The sequence below is a fragment of the Bacillota bacterium genome, assembly GCA_023511455.1.
GTDB lineage: Bacteria > Armatimonadota > HRBIN16 > HRBIN16 > HRBIN16 > HRBIN16.
Genome location: JAIMBJ010000048.1, coordinates 1 through 20,960, shown reverse-complemented (window position 1 = coordinate 20,960; position 20,960 = coordinate 1). Strand labels below are relative to the sequence as shown.

Below are 20,960 nucleotides of genomic sequence, written 5' to 3'. Positions count from 1 at the left end.
TGTCTCTGCTTCGGGAAGCGATAAGAGCTTTTCTGGCTCATCCCACCTATGACCTCAATCCAACTGCGTAAGTCCTATGGTGTTTGTGTACAGACCCTCAATGAAGCAACGTGATACAGGCACTCATGCTACTGTCTCTCTATTCTCCTCGCCTTCATATCACCTCCTCTCAAGATTCGGAACATTTTCATCTGCAGGCGAACTGACTTCCAGAAGTTACAAAGACCGGCACATTTCAGATGAGTAATCGTTTACGTTTCCATCACAGCACGTCGGGCAAAAAAATGCAACATAGCACGGGGCGGGATTTGGCCAGTGGATGGTGACGGTAACTGCCATGTTGCATCAGCGGGGTCTCAGGTGTCATTGCGATAGCAAAGGGCGTGGTAGTGACCCCTGCGGCTGGTACCAACTGGCAGGAAAGCATTAAGCGACGTTGTTCGGCAGGAAAACCCTTCTGGACATGGAGAACTCAAAGGGTATACTGGAGCAAATCCGAGAGGTGGTGAAGATGGAGGGTCAGGAGGAAGCATATCTGGCTGGCTATCTCATCTTTCCCTTTGAGGAAGTGGACAGAAGTTATAACGCGGGGTTTTCCATATACGTGGCTGCATGGCCCTTGCTCATGCACTATCCGGGGCACAACTTCCAATCGGGATTGCCCAGCACATGGATGTTCGCCCAATATGATGGGCCGCCACCAGAAAACCTTTATTCCGACATTGAGGGGGGACTCGGCTGGTGGAGAGATACCAGGTTTCCCATCGAAGCACCCAAGTTCATCATGGGCGGCGTGGGACCCAATTTCTCCTCCGTAGCCAATGGACCCGCTCACGGGTGGGGCACATGGGAAGAGCCGCGAGGTCTGTATGGAGTTGCGCAACTCAGCCCACATCTTCTTTTTCCCATCGATGGGCTTGTCCTGAAGAAAAGTGTTGCCGGGGAACTGTTCGGTTACGGCTATCTGAGTCTCCCACTGGTTGAGCCGAAGGCGAAAACCGACGGAGAAGATATCCCCACAGGGGGAAATTGCTGGACACTTTTCATAAACGCAAGCAACTTTAAGGGACCTGTCGCCTTCTTTACGCCTTACTTCTGGTCCCACCATGCGTTGAAGGAGCGTCGCCTGGCGGGGTTATTGCTGGACTCCCGCCCTGCCGAACCGAACAGGGCTGTCCAGATGGAGACTCAATGGATCCCCTGCCGCGTCGCTACGGACAGCAAGGGGACATACTATGCGAAGATAGCCCCTGTCCTGTTCCCGATCAACCGTGACGGAATCTCTGTCCTGATCCGTCAGGACACCGTTTACAACAGAAAAGCCCTCTGGGAATCGGTGGAGACCTGGTTTTCAGGTGGAGCACCCAGCAGGGGCACGATAGACCCTAAAGGAGCCAGCATTCGCAAATTCAGAGAGGGAGGTTATAGCAGCTGGGAGATTATCATCCAGAAAGGAAGTAGCGAAACGAAAGTTCCCGTAGACTGGAACGCATTCGCCACACCGGTCCTTGTGGACCCCTACACTTATGGATACAGATGGAACCCCAGGTTTGTGAGGAGATACCGCAGTTTCATCATTTTGCCGGAGTATTACCGCATGGAGACCGCTGGCGATGGACAGCGAGCCAGATGGGTTCCTGTAATGCCCGAGGAAGTTCCTGTCGAAACCCGCCTGAAGGAGGTGAAGTTTACTCGTCCTGTTGAGCCAAAGCCAGAACCCTACACCACGCCCATCGATGACCTACGGAGCTGCTGGAGAAATCCGGGTCCGGTGGCAGGACCGTTCAAAGTTCGGCTGGGCGATGGGAGCATCGTGACGTATTACTGGTACAGGTTTGCAGACCAGCCGGCATTACTGAATGCTGGCTTGACCAGAAGGGAACGGGAAGCGATGCAGGCAAAGGTGGAGAAACTCCACAAAATGTGGAGCAGAGACCGCAACTATCTTCCTCCGCCCGCCGCTGGCAAGCTGGCTGAACTGGACCCTGCCCAGATAGTAACGCCACCTAAGGGGCTGGAAGTGGGTTATGTCCCCATCGCAACACGACAGGAACTGGGATAGTAGCGTCGATTTGCCGTCCTCGTGGGCGTAGAGAGGCAGGGGGGCTGAAAGACAGTATCTGTAGCCGCACCCTAAAGGGTGCGGCTACATGTTCCAATCATTCATCAATCGCGGGCTGATATCCCTGTCATGAAGCATTCGGGCGTACTGCCACGGGCTGGCTCAGGTCTATATGTTCTCCGATGGTGTCTATCCGATTGCCTTCCACCAGAATGCGCACCTTTTCCACATCGGAAAACTGCGCCAGCGTCTTGCACAGGCTTTCGACAATCATCGCTTCGGTGGTGGAACCGCCGGGGAAGTTGTCTATCAGCTCGCGGCTGAAGTCCACCTCCGCCAGCCCATCCTTCACGCTCACCCGCAGCAGGCGCGTGCCCTGCGGGAAGGGGGTGTCACGGGTAATCAGCAGGTGCTCTAAGGCGATACGCAATGGGTCCTCGCCTTCCCCTACGGGCACGGGCTTGGCTTCCCATTCGGTGCGGTTGTCTGCGAAACGCGGCACATACACCACAACCGACGGCTTTGCGATGACGCCGGTAGGTCTGGGAGCCAGTTCGGGGCGGCGGCTGGCATACCAGTATCCTCCACCAAAAGCCAGCACGGACAGCAAAACGACAACCAGTATCCAGCGTAAGGTTCTCATTTACAACTGCTCCGGTATCTGCACAGGTGGCTCGCTTTCCTTCTTGTCCGAGGCAGGGCGTATATGAACCTCCTGTCCCTCGGCAACCTGCTCTTCGCGCTCCCCTTCGATATACGCTTTCAGCCCTGCCACAATCGCTTCAGCCACCTTTTGCTGGAACTTGGGGTCTTTGAGCTTCGCCCGGTCCTTTTCGTTATTGATGTAGGCGACCTCTATCAGTACCGCGGGCATCTCGCTACGGCGCAGCACGGCAAACCCCGATTGATAGATGGCAGTGTCGGTCTGTGCCCCGCGGTTGGGCAGACCCGTCACCGCCGCCAGATGCTTCTGGATAGCCTGCGCCAGCGCGCGTCCATCGGGGTCGGAAGCGTGATAATAGGTGGTGGTGCCGCTGGCAGAGTTGGGCTTCGGCGTAGAGTCACAATGGATGCTGATGAAGAAATCCGCCCCTTTCTCGTTCGCCAGTTTGGGACGGTCGTATAACTCTACCGTGCTATCGTCTTCTCGGGTCATGGTCACCGTCGCCTTTTCCTTCAACAGCAACGCCTTTACCCTTAGCGCGATAGCCAGGTTGATGTCCTTCTCATAGACAACGCCATCCGCTCCCCTGCCCACTGCCCCTAACGACTTACCTCCGTGTCCGGGGTCTATCACGATATGCTTTTCGGACAGTTTGCCGTGTGCGTTGCGGGGACGGTTCACCGCCAGCGTAATCACCGGCTGTTGCCTGTCGTACTCCACGCTCAGGGCGGCGGCGCGGCTGGTGCGAATCAGTAACGCCGAGCGTACGCCCTTCTCGTCCGGCGAGAACTGCACCTCTTCGATGAGAGGATGATTCACCTTCCAGTCGGCAGGTAGGTCAGTGCTGGGCTTCACCTGCGGCATCTCGAGCAGGGTGCTGTAACCCTCTTTGAGCGGGCGCAGGCGCACCGGCACTTTGCGGCTGAGCTTCAGGCGCAGGCGCGCGCTGTCCTTACCGTGTTCCCATTCCATCTGCACCAGCTCGGCAGGAGGCGGAGGGGGTGTCGCGGGTCTGGTGGCTGGCGTCGCTGGCAGTGGTTTCTTCTCCTCTTCTGCAGGAGCACCACCCAGCGCCAGCATCGCTTCACTGCCGCTGGCAGCGGTGGAGAGGGCATACTGGGTGTTCTCACGCAGGTCCAGCACCACGCGCACCACACCCTCCTTGAACTGCGCCCAGCGCAGACGCTCTACCGCAGTGGGCGTATCGCCCTCTGGCCGAATGACTTCTTTGGGCAGGGTGCAGGGCGAGATGTCAATCACCACGCGCAAAGGCTCACGCAGGGTAAAGGTGTAGAAAGTTACCTTGCCGGAGGTGACGATATGCAGCACACTTTCCTCCCAGCGCAGGGCTTGCAGGACAGGCATGGCAGCGGTTGGCTCGGCAGACTGCGCACACAGCCGTCCCGCCATCACGCCGATGGCGACCATCACGCCCATCATCCACCGCCAGCCGACCAAATCTCTACCTCCCGACCTTCTTTGCACCCTCTGCCCTGAGAAGCGTTTAATCCCTCAATTCTCGCCTTTGTTGCAAAGTTCCTCTCCCAGCCAGCCAGCGAACTCGCTATTTATTTTCGGCACGTCGACCTGCGCGATGAAGTTGGTGTACGAAATGTGTCGGCGCACCTCATCCACAATAGACTCGTACCGTTCAGGAAGTGTTTTCACGATAAGCACCGTTTCGGGTTCCTCCACGATGTCCCCTTTCCAGCGGTAAGCGCAGGTGATGGGGAACCAGTTGGTGCATACTGCCAGCCGCTTCTGCAGCAACGCACGCGAAATCGTCCGCGCCTCCTCGTCGGTGTTCAGGGTAATATATATGATGACCATCGCTTCTCCTCGATGTGCAACGCTCAACGGATAGTATACCGACATGAGGTCATCATCGCAAGTCACCATAGATGTTACCACATGTAGCCGCAGGCTTTGGGCTGCATAAAGCTTGATGGGCGCTTACTCAAAGGAGATAGTTGGCTCATTGAGGAAAATAGCCATGACCTGCGCTCCGTATCGGATGTGTTGGGCGGTCAGGCTCGAGCTCGAAATGCCGGATGCAAACTCTGGCAAAAGGAAGGAGGAGTGGGCACGCACATGGTTCCTGTCATGCTGACAATGTTTGCTTTATCGCTGACAGAGATACAATGGTGGACGACACACGCCCTGCACAATGTCTTCCGCGATACGCCGCCTCCTGTCGGGGCGCGTCAGGAGATAACGGTCTCTGCCGCACGGAATCAGCGCGTTGGGGCACAAATGGTGCTGCGCGCCCCAACCGACAATCGGGTGGAGAGCGTGGAATGCTCGCCTTTGCGCAAGCAGGGGAGTCGAAGCGTCATTCCCGCATCCGCTTTCCGCTACGCTTTTGTGGAGTACCATCGGGTCAACAAGAACTCCACCGCCACCCCCCAAGAGGAGCTGGTACGAAAAGCTCCTGCCGATTATCCCGACGGCTTGCTGGAAGACAGGAGCATCGCGCTGCAATCCGGACAGAACCAGCCCATCTACGTCCAGTGGCAGGTTCCCGCAAACGCCTCAGCAGGTGAGTACCGCGGCACGGTGACAGTGCGGCTGCAAGATGGACAAATACAGGTACCCGTGCGTCTCACCGTGTACAACTTTACCTTCCCGCAGCGCACGCGCTTGAAAGTGACTGTCTGGATGAACGACGGCGAGCTGGCAAAGCAACAGGGCGTGGAGTATCTGTCCGAAGAGTTCTGGCAGCTGCTGGCTCGCACCGCTCGTCTTATGCGCCAGTACCACCATCACACGTGGGTAGCCTGGGGCACGAACAAGGCGATACGGGGAGCCGATGGCAAACTGCGCTTTGATTTCAACGTGCTGGACCGCTGGATACAGACCTACCTCGACGCGGGCTTCGAGTTCATCGAGTTGCAACACGTGGGCGGGCGCGAACATGGGCAGTGGGAAGACAAAAACTTCGTGGCTTACCCGTTGCGCTGCGAGAACGAGGCAACAGGGCAAACCGAATGGATTCCCCCGGAGGAGTGGCTCCCCGCGCTTCAGGAGCATCTGCGCCAGAAAGGCTGGATGGAACGGTGTATGATCCACGTGGCTGATGAGCCGATAGAAGTGAACGTCGATTCGTGGAAGCATCTTTCCGAGCGAGTAAAGCGCCTTGCCCCCGACCTGCGACGCATTGATGCCATTCACGTGCCCAATCTGCAGGGATATCTGGAGGTGTGGGTGCCGCAGCTGAACTTTCTGGAACAGTGGTACCCGCAGTTCCGACGGGCGCAGGAACGGGGAGCGGAGCTGTGGTTCTATGTCGCCTGGGTGCCGCAGGGCAGGTATCCCAATCGGCTGATAGACTACCCGCTCCTCAAGACACGCATCCTGCACTGGCTCAATCACCTGACGGATACCACCGGCTTCTTGCACTGGGGCTACAACTTCTGGGGACAGCCGCTGGATGAGCAGCTTGCGCCGGGCGATAACTGGATTGTGTACCCGGGCAAGGAGGCTCCGCGCAGCAGCCTGCGCTACGAAGCCATGCGCGAGGGCATCGAAGACTATGAGTATCTGTGCCTGCTGGAAGATGCCGCCGCACCGGTCGCGCAACGGCTCCGCCTGACCGACTTTGACGCGAAGGCATGGGCAAAGGGCTACACCCGTCTGGCGGCACCTGACTACACGAATTACACCCGCGACGCGGAAAAACTCTACAAAGTTCGGGACGCGGTCGCGCGAGCGATAGAGGCGTTGCAACACCGAAGCCTGCCGGTACTGGCATGGTGTGCTTCGAAGACAGAGGGCAAAAGCATCGTGCGCGGCGTCACGCTGCCGGACACGGAGGTAACGGCTGGTGGGAAGCGCGTGAAGGCGGGGCGCGACGGAAGTTTTGAGGTGCAGGTAAACACCCAGGACGACCTGATACCGGTGGAAGTACAACGGGGTGGTGTGCGAAATCGCCTTGTAGTGCCTGCCCTGTAACGTTCTTGTGGCACAATGACCTGAAATGAGATATGGTCGTTCATGCTGCTTCCAGTACGTCGATAGGAGGCGCGCTGGAGGAGATAAACGCTTTGGCGGTAACTTCTTCCAGGGTGGTAATACCCTGTAATGCTTTCTCGATACCGTCGTCTGACATGGGAACCATGCCTTTGCGCAAGGCGGCTTCAAGGATGCGGCTGCTGGGCACGCGCTCGATGGTCATAGTGCGAATCTCCTCGTCCACCACCAGCACCTCATGCACACTGATACGCCCCTGATAACCTCGTCCACCACATGCCGAACAGCCTGCTCCACGATAGAGCCTCTGCACTGGCCGACCAATAAGTTGAACCTCTGCAAGGCTGGGTTCGTACTCCTGCTTGCAGTGCGGGCATATTACGCGCACCAGTCGTTGCGCCAGTACCCCCGCCAAAGCGGAGCTGATGAGGAAAGGCTCCACGCCCATGTCCATCAAACGCGGAATGGCACTGACCGCATCGTTGGTATGCAGAGTAGAGAGCACCAGGTGTCCGGTCATTGCGGCGCGGCAGGCGATTTCCGCCGTTTCCTGGTCGCGGATCTCACCGACCAGCACCACATCGGGGTCCTGTCGCAGAATAGCACGCAGCTGTGCCGCAAAGGTCAGCCCTGCTTTTTCGTTCACGTTGGACTGGTTGATGCCTTCCAGCTCGTATTCTATCGGGTCTTCACAGGTGATGATATTGCGGGAGACCGACTGTATTTCCCTCAGTGCTGCGTAGAGCGTGGTGGTCTTGCCCGAACCGGTGGGACCGGTCACCAGAATGATGCCGTTCGGTCGTTGCAGCAACCAGCGAAAGGTGGACAGATTGTGTGGCGAAAAGCCCAGCTCGTCCAGCTTGCGCAGGCTTCTGTCGCGGTCCAGAATGCGCATTACCACGCGCTCCCCATGCTGGATGGGCAGAGTGGAAACACGCAGGTCTACCTGCCTGCCTTCCACACGGATGGTAATGCGCCCATCCTGGGGAATGCGCCTTTCGGCGATGTCCATGTCCGCCATCACTTTGATGCGCGAGATACACGCCGCCGTCAGGTTGCGAGGGATATTGCGTACATGTTGCAGTTCGCCATCGATGCGGTAGCGCACCTCCAGATGTGTCCGGCGCGGTTCGAGGTGAATGTCGCTGGCACGTCCGTTGATGGCTTCCATCAGGAGCATGTTCACGATACGCACCACCGGCGCGTCTTCTACTGCCTTGCGGAGGTCTTCCAGGTTTTCGCTTCCCTCCTCAGGCATCGCGCTGACCTTGGAAATAGCGTCGTCCAGCGATTCGGTATCTGGAGGGATCCCGCCGTAGTGGAAGTCTATTGCCTTTAACAGGTCTTCAGAGTTCGTGTAAACAACCTTCACATACATACCGGTGTGGCGCTGCAGGACGTCGATAGCATCGACATCGAGAGGGTTTTCCATCGCCACGACCAGCTTGCCATCCTCGATGCGCAGCGGCAACGCCTTCAGGCTCTTCGCCATTGCTGCAGGTACTTTGGCGACGGCATCGGGTTGCACACTATTGGGGATAATCTTCTCGTAGTCGACGTCGTATTGCTCCGCCTGAGCCTCTGCCAGCTGGTCGGCGTCGATGTAGCCCAGCCGAACGAGAATCTGCCCCAACATTCCACCCTCGCGCTGCTGTAACTGCAGGGCTTCCTCCAGCTGCCGGCAGTCAATGTAGCCAAGGTCTACTAGTATCTCGCCCAGCTTGCGCCGACCGTACATGGCTGCACACCCCGTATAGTGTCCCCCTGTTAGTAGTTATCGGTAAATAAGCGGATAAAGCACAGCCACCGGGCTGACCGGCGCGGTCCCCAGCGTCATAAAGACGAGGGGAGAATCCCGCAGACTGAAACCTGCACTGCAGGTGCGGACTATCGCGGAGGCATCACAATTCCCGCCGCCATTCGAGGGCGGAAATCAGCGTGGCCTGGTCGGCATAATCGAGGTCACCACCGATGGGTACACCGTGTGCCAGCTGCGTCACACGGATGCCCAGAGGCTTGATGAGTTTTGAAAGGTACATGGCGGTGGCGTCCCCCTCGATGGTGGGGTTCATCGCGATGATAACCTCTTCCACGCGCTCTAACCGGAGCCTTTGCAGCAGCTCACGGATGCGCAGTTGCTCCGTCCCCACACCGTCCATCGGGGAAATGACACCCTGCAGCACATGGTACAGCCCGCGATACTCCTGCGTGCGCTCGATAGCCATCAGGTCGCGCACATCTGCCACCACGCACAGCACGGAAGAATCGCGCGAGGGGTTGCGGCAGATGGGACATAACTCCTCATCGGTGAAGTTGAAGCACCGCTTGCAGGTAAAGATGCGCTCCTTCACCTCGATAATGGCTTCCGCCAGTGCGTGGGCTTCTTCGTCGGGCATCCGCAGGATATGAAACGCCATCCGCTGGGCAGACTTGGGCCCCACGCCGGGCATCTTCTCCAGTTCGCGGATCAGTTTTGCCAGAGGCTTGGCGTATTCCATCATTCAGAACAGGTTCCCCAGGTCGATGTTTGGCAAGCCGGGAAGCGAGCTCATCCGGCGAGCCGCCTCGGCAACCGCCTGCTCGCGCGCCTCGTTCACAGCGGAAACAATCAGGTCCTGAAGCATCTCCACGTCGTTCGGGTCTACCACCACCGGATTGATTTCGATGGAGATCAGTTCGCCGGTTCCATCCACGACTGCTTTCACCACGCCGCCACCCACCGAAGATTCTACCCGCAGGTTTTTCAACTCCTCCTGTGCCTTTTGCATCTGCTGCATGGTCTGTTCCAGCATCTTCTGCAGGTCGCGCGGGTTTGCTCCAAAAGGATTTCGCATCCTCATCCTCCTTCCAGTTCAATGTAACCGTTGAAAGTCTGGGCGACTTCTTGCGCGTATTGTTCACCGTCTATCTCTTCACCATCCTGCTGTTTCTCGTTGGACGGCGGATTCGCAGATGGAGAAGCGGTATTCGCGCGCTGCATTTCGCACCGGATGGTGATTGCCCTGCCCCCCAGAAAGCGCGAAATGGTCTGCTCCACAAACTGGCGACGCTTCTCAGCCTGCATCTGGGAATACGCGAACTCGGTGCGGAACCGCAGTACCACTGTATTCTCGCCTTCTACGCGCACCGGGCTGGCTTCGCGAAGCACCTCTGCACCACCACGGCTGCGCTCTGCCACTCTGGCAATGATTTGCTCCCACCTGCCCTGAATCAGCTTCAGCAGATCGAACGCGCTGGGGTCTACCGACGGAGCCGTCGTCGGCTCGCGTGAAGGTTTGACCGCAGTGGAAGCCGAAGCGGGGGCTTCAGCGGGCTGCGGAAAATCCTGCTGGGCTTGTTCAGAGCGAGAAGGACTGGGGGTAGTAGCGGCCTCCCCTGCCCCATCTTCGGGAGCTGACAGTGCCGTTGTAGCAGATGGCTCCAACCTGTGCCCGCTGTTTGCCGGAGCAGTTGGCTCTGTTTCCTTTTTGATGCCGGCTATCTGCACCATCGCCATATCCAGAAGCACACGCTGTTGGGGCACATGACGCAACTGCGCCTGAGCGCGTACAAGCACGTCCAGCATGCTGCTCAGCGTATCAGGGTTGAAGTGTTGTGCCTGCGCTTGGAGTGCGCTCAGTTGCGCCACCGGCAGGCTTTCATCCAGCGCGCCTACCCGCGCGTACAGCAGGTCACGCACCCGCTGGGCAACTGCCTCCAGAACGGTGCGCACACTGCTTCCCCGTCGAAGCATTTCATCCGCTGCCATCAGCGCCTTAGCCACATCTCCCCGCGCGGCGGCGTTAATCACCGCGCCCACCGACTCCTCATCCACAATACCCAGCACTGAGCGCACGGTCTCGTAGTCCACGTGTCCGCCCGCGTACGCCAGCACCTGTTCCAGCAGGCTCAGGGCATCGCGGAAGGACCCGTCCGCTGCCCGCGCAATGGCTTGCACTGCCTCCGACTCGGCGGTAAGACCTTCGCGCTCCAGAACGGTGTTGATGCGCAGCACCAGGTCTTCTAGAGAGGCGCGGCGGAAATCGAAGCGAATACAGCGCGAGCGGATGGTGACAGGTACGCGCTGTACCTCGGTGGTCGCCAGCACAAACACCACATGCGGGGGTGGTTCTTCCAGCGTCTTGAGCAGGGCATCAAAGGCTTTCGCGGAGAGGTCATGCACCTCGTCGATAATGTATACCTTGTACCGCGCCTGTTGTGGCATGTACTGCGCGTTCTCGATGATGGTTTCGCGCACGTCGTCGATGCCGGTCTCTGAGGCGGCATCCATTTCGATGACGTCCACTGCCCTGCCCTCGCGGATAGCCACACACATGGCGCACCGGTCGCAGGGTGTGGGCGTAGGACCCTGCTCGCAGTTCAATGCCTTTGCTAGCAAGCGGGCAGTGGTGGTCTTGCCCGTGCCGCGCGGTCCGCAGAACAGGTAGGCGTGGGCAACCTTGCCCGCTCGTATGGCGTTTTGCAGCGTTTGAGTGACGTGTTGCTGCCCGATTACGTCTTCGAACGTCTGCGAGCGGTATTTCCTATAGAGTGCGATGTGTGCCATCGTTCACAGGTTGGCGGAAAGCCATTCCTTTAATGCGTTCACCAGCGCGGGCGCAAGAGGCAGTCGCGGGTTGGTCAATACTTCCTGCGTATCGCCCGCCGGAGAGGACTTGAAAGCATGAGCCGTCCCGCTCAGTATTTTCAATTCCACTTTGCTGTTTCCTGCGTTGCGTGCGTGCTGCCACAACAGCTCTCCATCCTGTTTGGGCGATACTCGCCTGTCCAGTTCGCCGTACAATAGCAGCACGGGCACCTTCACCAGCTTCAATCGCGCCACAGGGTTCTCAAAGTAGAACTCCTGCAGATAGGGGCGGTCGGGCAGCATAAAGTAAGGGGCGACGTCCTCGTGCAGGGGAGGCATTGGCAGGCGGTAGTAAAGGGCGGCAATGGCAGTATCAAAGTCTCCCAGCCTGCGCTGGATTTTGTCCGCCGACAACCCCTCGCTTTGCCACCGTTGCTGGAGGTTCTCGCGCAGGATGATGGCTGGCGTACGCCCCGGAGGAGCGAGGCACACCAGCACTTTCGGTGGGTCGGGCGTTTCTCCTGCCAGTGCCATCCCGATGAGCGCGCCGTCTTCGTAACCCAGTACTCCCACGCGCCTGGGGTCTACTTCCGGTTGCTGACGCAGGAAGTTAAGAGCTGCCAGTGCATCGCGGGCGACCTGGCTCAGGGTGGTTCCAACCTCCTCCTTTTCGGGTATTTTGCTCGCGCCGACTCCGCGTTTATCGTAGCGCAGGGTGACATAACCCATCTGCGCCAGCTGTTGCGCTAGGTGGCGATACAGGTCGGTATTCAATCCGTCGCCGTTGCCGTTACGGTCTACCGCGCCGCTTCCGGGGATTAAAAGCAGGGCGGGTGATTTACTGGAAGCATGGGGTGTGGTTAATGTACCAGCCAGTACGACCCCATCGCTCGGAATGCGAACCTCACGTTCATCCGCCTGCACACCTGCTGTCAGACACAGCACTATCCCGATGCCAGCAATCACGAAACGCATGGTGTTCATCAGCTTCATCATGGGTGAAAAAACACAAGTGATAGAGTAGCCGTGCACCTGCCTTTGATGCACGCCTTCCGGGTGTCGACCTGCGCAGTTGACTCCGGCTGGGTAGGTCTGCGGCACACGGCGAGCGTGTTGACCGTTGCTTCCTTCCGGACCTGGCGGGGTTGGCACGTCAACCGTTGCGCAGCGCCCAACCATCCACGCCACTTACGCAGGCACTGCCCACAAGACGGCACCGCGGGCAGGAGTTCACCCCCGCTATAGCGGATTGCGGGTACAGGGCACCGCTAGCTCCCCGGCTAGCACGGCTACTCTATCACTATTGTAACACATCGGGCGGTGCTATTCCAGACCCGTGTACTCGACCGCCTCGCCTTTACCGCTCAGCAACTGCTCACGGGTCAGCAGCAGGTGCTTGCGCACGCGGCGCACGTCCACCGTGTATGTCTTGCCGTCCTTGTCCACGGTGGTCACCTTGTCCAGACGCAGGTAGCGCTTATCGGTGAGACCTTCGCCTCGCCAGCCGATGCGGTCCTGCGTCTGCGGCGGCGCGTACAACGGGTTGAAGCGCACCGTGACCACGTAGCGCGGAGCCTTGAAGCTGTACATCATCGGGTCTTTGCTCATATCGATCTTGCGCTTGAACTTGCCCTTGATAATGGCTATCTGCTCCTGCATGATGGTCACATCGGGCACATCGAAGGTAAACACCTTCTGCCGCCACACCTCACCCGCCTCTTTCTCATCGGTCGGCAGGATGGAGGACTTATAGCCCTCGTCGCGCAGCACCACGTCCACACGCCCGGGGCGGTAGTCCATCTTCTGCATCTGCTCGTCGAAGTAGTTGCCCAGGTCCACCGTACCGGAGACCTCAATAATCTTGGGCTCCACCACGCGCACCTTCACGTCGAACTTGACGTCGATGGGCGGTTGCGTGTCCGGGGGTTGCTTCAGGTAGCGCCGGTACTGGCGCAGGTCGGTCAAGGTATAGTTATGCTTGGCAACGTCTATTTGAACCCGCGCCATATACTCTTTCTTGTGCGACTCGTAATAGCGCTCGTGCCTCTGCAGGATGTCCTGCCAGGTGAGCAAGCACTGGTCGATCAGCCCGGCTTTCTCCCAAGCGTGCGCCACCATGTGCCGGCGCGCTGGGGGTATCCCGGGCGAATACTCGTCCGGTCGGTCGGGGAACTCGTAAGCCTTCTGGAACCACTGGACGGCATTGTGCCCCTGCTTGATTTTGTCGTACCACATCCAGCCCATCTCGAAGTACAGGTCGTACACATCGGGGTTGTTTTCGACGCCCTCCTCCAGCAGCTTCAACGCGGCGGAGAGGTAGCGACGGTCTGAACGTTGCTCGGTGTCGGTGAAGTTGTAGCCGATGTGCCACGCGCCGGTGCTGTAAACGTCCAGATTGTGCGGGTCCAGCCACGTCACCAGCCGGATGATGGGCAGGATGGCGTCATAGTTGCCTTCGTGGAAGAAGGAGTCCGCACGCACCCACAGCGCCCCTGCCACCACCTCGCGGAAGCCCAGCATCGTGCCGAAGATGTACTCGGTGGGCAACCCGGTCATTTTGCCGAATAGCCCTTCCACCTTCGGCTCGAACTGCTTGCGGAGCGGGTCGATCGCGGTCTGCAGCACGGCGCTCAGCGCCCACAGTACGACAATAGCCAGTATCAGCTGCGTTCGTCGCATGGTTACACCTCACGCCGGTCAAAGATGATGACCGCGATGATGAGCAGCACCGCGATGTATAGCAACGCATAGCCGATGTTCTGAATATAGTACACTGTTTCGTTGATGATGCGCGTTTCGGGGTGGATAATCTTGTTCTGGACGTTGAAGTTGCCGAACTGGGGCAACAGGTAGTGCAGCACCGCGCCGATGCCCTTCTGGATGATGGTACGGTTTTCACCCTTCATGAGCGATTCGGTGACGCTGGAGAGCGTTCCCACTATGTACACCCCCAGCGACATGAAGAAGTTGACGAAGGGGGTAAGGAACACTGAGAAGAAAATCGCCAGCGACACCAGAATGCTCATCTGGAAGAAAATCATCATGAAGCCCTTCCAGAGGTCCAGCGCCTGTTTGGGCGTACCCCGCCATGCCACCACCGCGAAGAAGACGATGCCCATGAACAGGATGTTGAACAGCATGGTGAGGATGCCGCCCAGGAACTTGCCCAGCACAAACTCATAGCGCTGCACCGGCTTGGAGAGCACGGTGTAGATGGTGCGGCGCTCGATCTCGGTGGGTATCAACGAGATGCCCATCACGATACAGATGAACATCGAAGCCAGCTGGATCACACCCAACCCGAGGCTTTTGAGCAGGGTCAGTTCCTCACGCGGGGAGAGGAAGCTGAACAGGGGCGACAGGACAATCAGCACCAGTGCCCCGAACAGGAACAGCAACACCACACGTCGGCTGAGCGCTTCGCGCATGGTGTTGTAAGCAATTGCCATAACCGCCGTCATCTCTTTTCAACCTCCTCAATGGTGGAAACGAAGAGCTCTTCGAGGGTGCGTCGCTGTGGGGTGAGCGAGCGGATAACCCCGTTCGCGCTGCGGATAATGTCCACCACTTTGTTCACCGAGGCGTCATCGGGCTGTTGCACCACCAACCGTCCATCCTGGCGGTGCACTTGTCCGCCCATCGCGCGGATTTTCTCCGCCACACCGTCGTCCACGTTCTCCGCGACAATCTCCACGCGCCCGCTGGGCAACAGTTCGTCCAGCTTGCCTGCCTTCAACAGCTTACCACGGTTCAGGATAGAGACGCGGTCGCAGATGAGCTCCACCTCCAGCAGCTGGTGCGAGCTGAGGAAGACGGTCTTGCCCTGTTGCTTCAGGCGGATGATGAGGTCGCGGATTTCGATGCGCGCCATCGGGTCCAGACCGGAAGTGGGTTCGTCTAAGAACAGCAGCTCGGGGTCGTTCAGCAGCGCCTGCGCGATGCCAATGCGCTGCAACATCCCCTTCGAGTAGTTGCGCAGGGTCTTGTCGCCGTCGCGCGACAGCCCCACCACCTCCAGCAGGGTGTCCACTTTCTTCTTGCGCTCGCTGGCAGGAATGCCGAACAGCCGGGCGTAGAAATCCAGCACCTGCCGACCCGTAAGGTACTCGTAGAAGTAGGGGCTTTCGGGCAGGTAGGCAATCACCTTCTTGACGCTGACATCGCCAATCGGCTTGCCGAAAATCCATGCATCGCCTTTAGTGGGAAAGATAAGCCCGAGCAGCATTTTAATGGTTGTGGTTTTGCCCGCGCCGTTGGGTCCTAGGAAGCCGAAGATTTCCCCCTTATATACTTCCAGATGCAGGTCGTCCACAGCGCGGACCATTTGTCCTGTTGTTTTGTTCAGGTACTCTTTCGTGAGACCTTCGATTTTGATGGCTGACTCCATCGGTTATGCCATGCCTCCTTTTGGTTGGCGCCTGTAATATGGGTTTTGTGGCAAAAACCACCGTGCGATAGTATACCGAAAGCCCTGCGCGGTGTCAAACGACGCCGTTTCTACAGCAGGGCTCATACAGTATATACGAAAAAACGGTTAAAAAGGTGCCTGATACGCCCGAAGGTTTCACGGTTTTTGGGAAAAACTGGCGGGTTTGCGGAGAGGGTAGGGGTTAGACGCTTTTTCGCGCATCCTCGCAAAAAGGCTTGCAATGTTGCGCTGGCTTCTGCTATGATGGAAGTGTGGGCAGGTAGCAGGCGTGGCGTTTGGGTCGAACGGTTTGCTGGTGTATGGCACCACGGGCTACCAGTTTGACCCGCAGGGCAACGCAGTGCACCTGATGGACGACGACGGTCTTACGGTGCTGGCGAACCTGGCGTATGATGCCTGGGGTCAGCGCATGTCTGGCAGCAACCCGACGCCCTACGGCTACAAAGGGCAGTGGGGTTACTACACCGACGTGGAAACGGGAATACTGTTACTGACACATCGCTACTTTGACTCCGCGACGGGGCGGTTTTTGACCAGAGACCCGATTGGGTTTGACGGGGGCATCAACCTGTATGCGTATGTAGGGAATGGGGTGGTAAGACGGCAAGACCGGCTCGGTTTAAAGGTTGATTGGTGTGAAGGGCCTCCCAAATTCAGCGTTGGCAGCCGTGTGTGGCTATGCTGTGACGAGACGAAGACAGGAGAAAAAACCGAACGAAGGGTGTGTCTAGGGTTTACCCCCTCAGGTAAGTGGTGCACTTCCCCGATAATCGATGAGGGCTTGTGGGAAACAGGAGACTTAGCGCCTCCTCATCGAGAAGGTGAGCGATGTCGTAAAGTTAACCTCACACCTGAGCAAGAGAAGTGTGTATGCGGCAATATGAAAAGACCTCAGCGGCAACCGCCCCTATATTGCCTTGTTGGGAACAACTGTTACGACGTTGCCCAGTGGTTGCTTGAGCAGTGCGGTTATCGGAGTTGGTAAGGAGGTGGGGGGACGATGGATGAGATGGAACGGAGGATGCTGTTGATGGGTCTGCAGTGGCCGTTAGTGGGCATAATCGTCTCTGTCTGTTTCGGCATCCCGGCTTTCGTGATGACGTTTTTCCCTGAGAAAGCGTTCAGGACGCATTGCAAACCCCGTTGGATTGGTGCTGTCCTCTTATTGGTGAGTCTAACAGGGTTGGTGGTTAGCGTGTACAACGTAGTTGAGTTGCGTAGCGAGTTGGCGAAGACGAGACCTCGGCACAGCGTGACGCACCGTGCATCGCCCTGAAAAGTATATCTGGCTGCAGATGGGAGTGTCAGCCGCTTGCAGCGGCTTGATTGGAGGGCTTGTCTATCTTGCACATGGTCGTGCTTTGTGCTATATTGACAGTGGTCTTTCTTGGTGGAGAACCTGAGATGCGCGTAGTTACTGTAGAAGAGGCACGAGGGCAACTGAACGACCTGCTGGCGTCGGTGTTGCAGGGCGAAAGGGTGTTTATCCGCACGGAGCAAGGTATGGTGCAGCTCACCGCCATGCCAGCAGTGCGCCCGCGCCAGTTCGGCAGTGCCCGCGGCATGGTCACGTTGAGTGAGGATTTCGACGCCCCACTTGAGGATTTTCTTCCCTACATGTCATGACGATTCTCCTTGACACGCATACCTTTCTGTGGTTTGTTGCAGGCGCGGAGCGCTTACCTGCGGTGGTTCGTATTGCGATTGAGACGCCGCACAACCGAGTGCTTCTCAGCATTGCCAGTCTGTGGGAGATGGCGATTAAGTTAAGCCTTGGGCGAATGCGCCTCCAACAGCCGTTTGATGTATTTATCCAAACGCAGGTAGAAATCAACAGCTTTGAGTTGCTACCCATCACGGTAGCCCATTTGTCGGAGCTGATAGAGTTGCCCTTCCATCATCGCGACCCGTTTGACCGCCTGCTGGTGGCACAGGCGCGGGTAGAGGGGATAGCGATTGCAAGTGGTGACGCCTCGCTGGATGCCTATGGCGTGCAACGGATGTGGGGTTAAGAACCGAACTCGTGGGCTCTGCTTCTTTAACCCCGCGACAGGGCGGTTTTTGACCAGAGACCCGATAGGGTTTGAGGGAGGGGTCAACCTGTAGCCGTGTTTTGTGTAATTGATTTGGTAACATGTTCAATGTAACCAAAACCCTCATACCACCCGACTACGCTTGGCACGCCGCACGGCCCTTTGGTAACATATAGACGCAGCACCCCCACAGGGGTAGGGAGTGGCGACCCGCCTCTCTCTGACCCAAAACACACGGATTGGAGGTGGATGACCGCCTGCTCCGCGAGTTTGCGTGGGCGTTGGACGAAGCCTACGAGGAACTCGCGGAGCTTTTGGTAACAGACTCGCCTGCCGCCGCTGGCGGTGAGGACGAAGACGCCCATGACTGAGTTTGTTACCAATAGTGTTTCTAAATCAATTGCATTTCACAAGCCGACGCATGGTAGGGTATCATAATATCCAGCAGAGGCAGTTGTGCATTTGGAGGCAACGATGAGCACTTCTACTTGGCAGCAGCGCATCGTGATTGACGCCAACATGTGTCACGGCAAGCCGGTCATTCGCGGGTTGCGTTATCCCGTGGAGAGCATTCTGGAGTTGATGGCTTCGGGGATGACCTTTGAGCAGATACTGGAAGACTATCCCGACCTCGAGCGTGAAGACCTGCTGGCGTGCCTGCAGTATGCCGTGAAGATGGTGCGCACGGAAAAGCTCCAGGAACTGGTTCGATGAGATTCCTGGTGGACGCGCAGCTGCCACGCCGGTTAGCATCTTTGTTGCAGCAGGCGGGGCACGAAGCGATACACACTTTAGACTTGCCAGATGGAAACCGCACCCCTGACGCCGCGATAGAGTTTATCTCACGGCATCAGCAAGCCGTGCTCATCACTAAGGATAGAGGGTTCATCCACCGGCTGGCACTGGACGTGGGGGCATACAAACTGCTGCTGATTAGCACAGGTAATATCCGTAACGACGACCTAATTTCTCTGATTGCTGAACATCTCCACGATATGGAAATGGCACTGGTGGCGCATGAATTTGTCGAACTGACGCGGGAGCGCTTGATTGTGCACTGGTGAAGACAAGAACTTCTGCTGCGGCTGGGCGATTAAGGGTCGCGAACGAAGGTCAAAACGGGCACCGGGGCTACCACACCGACGGGGAGACCGTGCCGCTGTTCCTGACGCACCGTTACTTTGACCCCGCGACGGGGCGGTTTTTGACCCGCGACCCGATTGGGTTTGAGGGAGGGATTAACCTGTATGCGTATGTGGGCAATGGGGTGGTGAGTAAGAGGGATCCTTGTGGTTTATTTGACAGCACGTGGTGTTATGCTATCTGTGCGCCCCTCTTGTTCACGCCAGACTACCCACTCTATCCCACGTACGTGAATACATGCGTGGCTGTTAACGACTTATGTGAGCTGAACAGATTATTGGGCAGGGTGCTCAAGCGGAGCCACAGCTGCCACTATCCGCGAAGTATTCTTGATTGCTATAACTGTCCGGGCAGAGGTGCAGTTTTTCAAATGCGGTGCTATGCATGTTGCGGTGCGCTAGGAGTTCCCGATGACCGATGTCAACAGGCGTGCGACGCGTGGCGTCAGCAAAAAGAGAGAGGCAAAAACGGGCGTCGTGGTCGTCGGACCTCGACGGGTGGCGCTGTGCTCTTTGGGGATTGGTGAGGAGGAAACGCTTCCATGTCCCAGCCACCAACTCAAGATAAATCTTCGTGGACATTGCGTCGGATGGAGGACGGCCTCCCACGCTGCTTCGCATCGAGTGAGGGTGTGGATGTAGACATCGAGGGGCGGCAAGTCGCGTTCTCTGTGCTCGCCCCCGTGCGTAGCTCCTCCGCATGGAGGGATGGTGTCGTACAACTCTCTTCTATCTCGTGGTATGCGGTGGTAGATGTGTCATCGGGGAGGCTTGTCGTCTCGGGAGCCAAGTCGTTACCCCCCCAGCCACAGACCGCCGACCGCGTGGTCGGCTGGTCTGCCAACCTTGTGGTCAAGCGTAGCCGCCTCCTCTATGCTGGACGAGAGCTCTCGCCCACGCCAGCAGAAGCTGCCAAGCTTGCAAGCGATGAGGTAAGCATCGTGCTTGTCTCAAAGAACGGCGTAGAGCGCGTATTGCGGTCTTTTGTCTGCGAAGGAGACCCGCGTGTACCCGTGCCGCCTCCCTGCTCGGATTTCCTGCTTGGAAACTTTAAGTTGTGCCCATACCGAGATTGTGTGGTGTTCACTCGGTTTGCGCCAGCGTTTCGCAAATTGGAGACAGGAGAAATGGTGTTGGATGGGTCCAGATGCCTGGACACTTTGCATGTCATCGATTTGGGAACAGGAAAAGAGAAGGTAATTGGGGAAACGCCAACGGGGTGGCGATGTAAGGATGTGTGGTACGATTGCCGGAGTGGCAATATACATGCCGTCGTTGCATCGGTCAAACGAGACGGAACACCACTGTTGGGACTCGCCCGCGGTTCTGCAAAGGCACCCGCAGCTTTGAGGGTGGTGAGGGTGGTGGAGAAAACGTTTCAGGGCTGGTTGTCTCCCGATGGGTTCATGGCTGCGCTGGTGGACGGCAGCGGGGAAAAGGATACCAGCACCGTGATATTAGTTCCAACGGGCGGTCGTGGGAAAGTGAACCGAGAATTGGTTGTGCCCGGTTGGCGTAGGCGCGTTCTGTGGTCAAGAGACAGTCGCAAGCTCCTGCTCTGGTATCACACGTGGTTTCATGACCCTTTGGGAAGGAAGTTCCAGCGAATGCATGAAGGGTATCGGTTCTGGGTAGCTGATAACATGGGGGCGAAGGCGCACCCTGTCGGTCCGAAATGGGCAGGCAACCTTGCCATTACATGGAGCCGAGACAATAAAGGACTGTTTGTGGTGGCGAACGGGGTATTAGGCTATGTAGACGTCCAGAAGGGTGGAATCAAGCGCATCTGGGAGTTTCCTGAAGAGTGGTATCAGTTTGCTGACTAGTTTCCGACGCCTGGGGTCAGCGCATGTCTGGTAATAACCCGACACCATACGGCTACAAGGGGCAGTGGGGTTACTACACCGACGTGGAAACGGGAATACTGTTACTGACACATCGCTACTTTGACCCCGCCACGGGACGGTTTTTGACCAGAGACCCGATTGGGTTGGAGGGGGGCGTCAATCTGTATGCATATGTGGGGAACGGGGTGGTGATGGGGGCAGACCCGAAGGGCTGCGGTATCGTTGATATTTGTTTAACATTAGCCTA

The 20,960-nt window shown here is 57.6% G+C and carries 21 protein-coding genes and 1 other RNA gene; 10 read left to right on the top strand and 12 right to left on the bottom strand.

Translation table 11 applies throughout. The features are described from left to right. Positions 1-511 precede the first annotated feature (511 nt). Positions 512-2,062 carry a hypothetical protein gene (locus K6U75_16075; GenBank protein ID MCL6476555.1) on the top strand — a complete coding sequence of 517 codons (1,551 nt, stop codon included), beginning with the start codon at positions 512-514 and terminating at the stop codon, positions 2,060-2,062. Between the two features lie 127 nt (positions 2,063-2,189). On the opposite strand, the gene K6U75_16070 is transcribed toward K6U75_16075, so the two are convergent. From K6U75_16070 to K6U75_16060, 3 genes are read right to left on the bottom strand one after another with little or no spacing between them, the layout of a single operon-like run. Continuing rightward, positions 2,190-2,705: a GerMN domain-containing protein gene (locus K6U75_16070; GenBank protein ID MCL6476554.1), complete on the bottom strand. Its 516-nt coding sequence runs from the start codon at positions 2,703-2,705 to the stop codon at positions 2,190-2,192. After that, the gene (locus K6U75_16065; GenBank protein MCL6476553.1) at positions 2,706-4,184 is read right to left on the bottom strand and encodes an N-acetylmuramoyl-L-alanine amidase; all 1,479 of its coding nucleotides are present in this window, start codon (positions 4,182-4,184) and stop codon (positions 2,706-2,708) included. Between the two features lie 54 nt (positions 4,185-4,238). Further along, positions 4,239-4,556, bottom strand: coding sequence for a divalent-cation tolerance protein CutA (locus K6U75_16060; GenBank protein MCL6476552.1), 318 nt, complete (start codon positions 4,554-4,556; stop codon positions 4,239-4,241). A 261-nt stretch (positions 4,557-4,817) separates the two neighbouring features. On the opposite strand from K6U75_16060, the gene K6U75_16055 reads away from it, so the two are divergent. Beyond that, positions 4,818-6,677: a DUF4091 domain-containing protein gene (locus K6U75_16055; GenBank protein ID MCL6476551.1), complete on the top strand. Its 1,860-nt coding sequence runs from the start codon at positions 4,818-4,820 to the stop codon at positions 6,675-6,677. 40 nt (positions 6,678-6,717) lie between these two features. Here K6U75_16055 and gspE read toward each other — a convergent pair whose 3' ends face one another. The 9 genes from gspE to K6U75_16010 form a co-directional block, all read right to left on the bottom strand. Next, on the bottom strand, positions 6,718-8,433 hold the full coding sequence (gene gspE / locus K6U75_16050; protein ID MCL6476550.1) for a type II secretion system ATPase GspE: 1,716 nt from the start codon (positions 8,431-8,433) through the stop codon (positions 6,718-6,720). A gap of 163 nt (positions 8,434-8,596) precedes the next feature. Beyond that, positions 8,597-9,196, bottom strand: coding sequence for a recombination mediator RecR (gene recR, locus K6U75_16045; GenBank protein ID MCL6476549.1), 600 nt, complete (start codon positions 9,194-9,196; stop codon positions 8,597-8,599). Next, on the bottom strand, positions 9,197-9,529 hold the full coding sequence (locus K6U75_16040; GenBank protein ID MCL6476548.1) for a YbaB/EbfC family nucleoid-associated protein: 333 nt from the start codon (positions 9,527-9,529) through the stop codon (positions 9,197-9,199). It lies immediately after the preceding gene. 2 nt (positions 9,530-9,531) lie between these two features. Next, positions 9,532-11,241 carry a DNA polymerase III subunit gamma/tau gene (dnaX, locus tag K6U75_16035; protein MCL6476547.1) on the bottom strand — a complete coding sequence of 570 codons (1,710 nt, stop codon included), beginning with the start codon at positions 11,239-11,241 and terminating at the stop codon, positions 9,532-9,534. Positions 11,242-11,244: 3 nt separating this feature from the next. Further along, positions 11,245-12,246: an alpha/beta hydrolase gene (locus tag K6U75_16030; GenBank protein ID MCL6476546.1), complete on the bottom strand. Its 1,002-nt coding sequence runs from the start codon at positions 12,244-12,246 to the stop codon at positions 11,245-11,247. A gap of 40 nt (positions 12,247-12,286) precedes the next feature. Then, an RNA gene (gene ffs / locus K6U75_16025) (signal recognition particle sRNA large type) lies at positions 12,287-12,551 on the bottom strand. Between the two features lie 34 nt (positions 12,552-12,585). Continuing rightward, positions 12,586-13,941 (bottom strand): hypothetical protein, encoded by a 1,356-nt coding sequence (locus tag K6U75_16020; GenBank protein MCL6476545.1) that lies wholly within the window; start codon positions 13,939-13,941, stop codon positions 12,586-12,588. Positions 13,942-13,943: 2 nt separating this feature from the next. After that, entirely contained in the window at positions 13,944-14,723 is a 780-nt protein-coding gene (locus K6U75_16015) for an ABC transporter permease subunit (GenBank protein MCL6476544.1), read from the bottom strand. Further along, the gene (locus K6U75_16010; protein ID MCL6476543.1) at positions 14,720-15,649 is read right to left on the bottom strand and encodes an ABC transporter ATP-binding protein; all 930 of its coding nucleotides are present in this window, start codon (positions 15,647-15,649) and stop codon (positions 14,720-14,722) included. The genes K6U75_16015 and K6U75_16010 overlap by 4 nt, the downstream gene beginning before the upstream one ends. Positions 15,650-15,959: 310 nt before the next feature. On the opposite strand from K6U75_16010, the gene K6U75_16005 reads away from it, so the two are divergent. The 8 genes from K6U75_16005 to K6U75_15970 form a co-directional block, all read left to right on the top strand. After that, positions 15,960-16,676 (top strand): RHS repeat-associated core domain-containing protein, encoded by a 717-nt coding sequence (locus tag K6U75_16005; GenBank protein MCL6476542.1) that lies wholly within the window; start codon positions 15,960-15,962, stop codon positions 16,674-16,676. A gap of 419 nt (positions 16,677-17,095) precedes the next feature. Then, entirely contained in the window at positions 17,096-17,317 is a 222-nt protein-coding gene (locus K6U75_16000; protein MCL6476541.1) for a DUF2281 domain-containing protein, read from the top strand. Beyond that, positions 17,314-17,703 carry a type II toxin-antitoxin system VapC family toxin gene (locus K6U75_15995; protein MCL6476540.1) on the top strand — a complete coding sequence of 130 codons (390 nt, stop codon included), beginning with the start codon at positions 17,314-17,316 and terminating at the stop codon, positions 17,701-17,703. The genes K6U75_16000 and K6U75_15995 overlap by 4 nt, the downstream gene beginning before the upstream one ends. Before the next feature lie 495 nt (positions 17,704-18,198). Further along, positions 18,199-18,438, top strand: coding sequence for a DUF433 domain-containing protein (locus tag K6U75_15990; GenBank protein MCL6476539.1), 240 nt, complete (start codon positions 18,199-18,201; stop codon positions 18,436-18,438). Next, entirely contained in the window at positions 18,435-18,788 is a 354-nt protein-coding gene (locus K6U75_15985) for a DUF5615 family PIN-like protein (GenBank protein ID MCL6476538.1), read from the top strand. The genes K6U75_15990 and K6U75_15985 overlap by 4 nt, the downstream gene beginning before the upstream one ends. Beyond that, entirely contained in the window at positions 18,746-19,393 is a 648-nt protein-coding gene (locus tag K6U75_15980) for an RHS repeat-associated core domain-containing protein (protein ID MCL6476537.1), read from the top strand. Before K6U75_15985 ends, K6U75_15980 begins: the two co-directional genes overlap by 43 nt. An 837-nt stretch (positions 19,394-20,230) precedes the next feature. After that, positions 20,231-20,692, top strand: a complete 462-nt coding sequence (locus K6U75_15975) for a hypothetical protein (protein ID MCL6476536.1) — start codon at positions 20,231-20,233, stop codon at positions 20,690-20,692. 23 nt (positions 20,693-20,715) lie between these two features. Then, positions 20,716-20,960: RHS repeat-associated core domain-containing protein (locus K6U75_15970; protein MCL6476535.1), on the top strand; the 245-nt coding region annotated here is incomplete at its 3' end.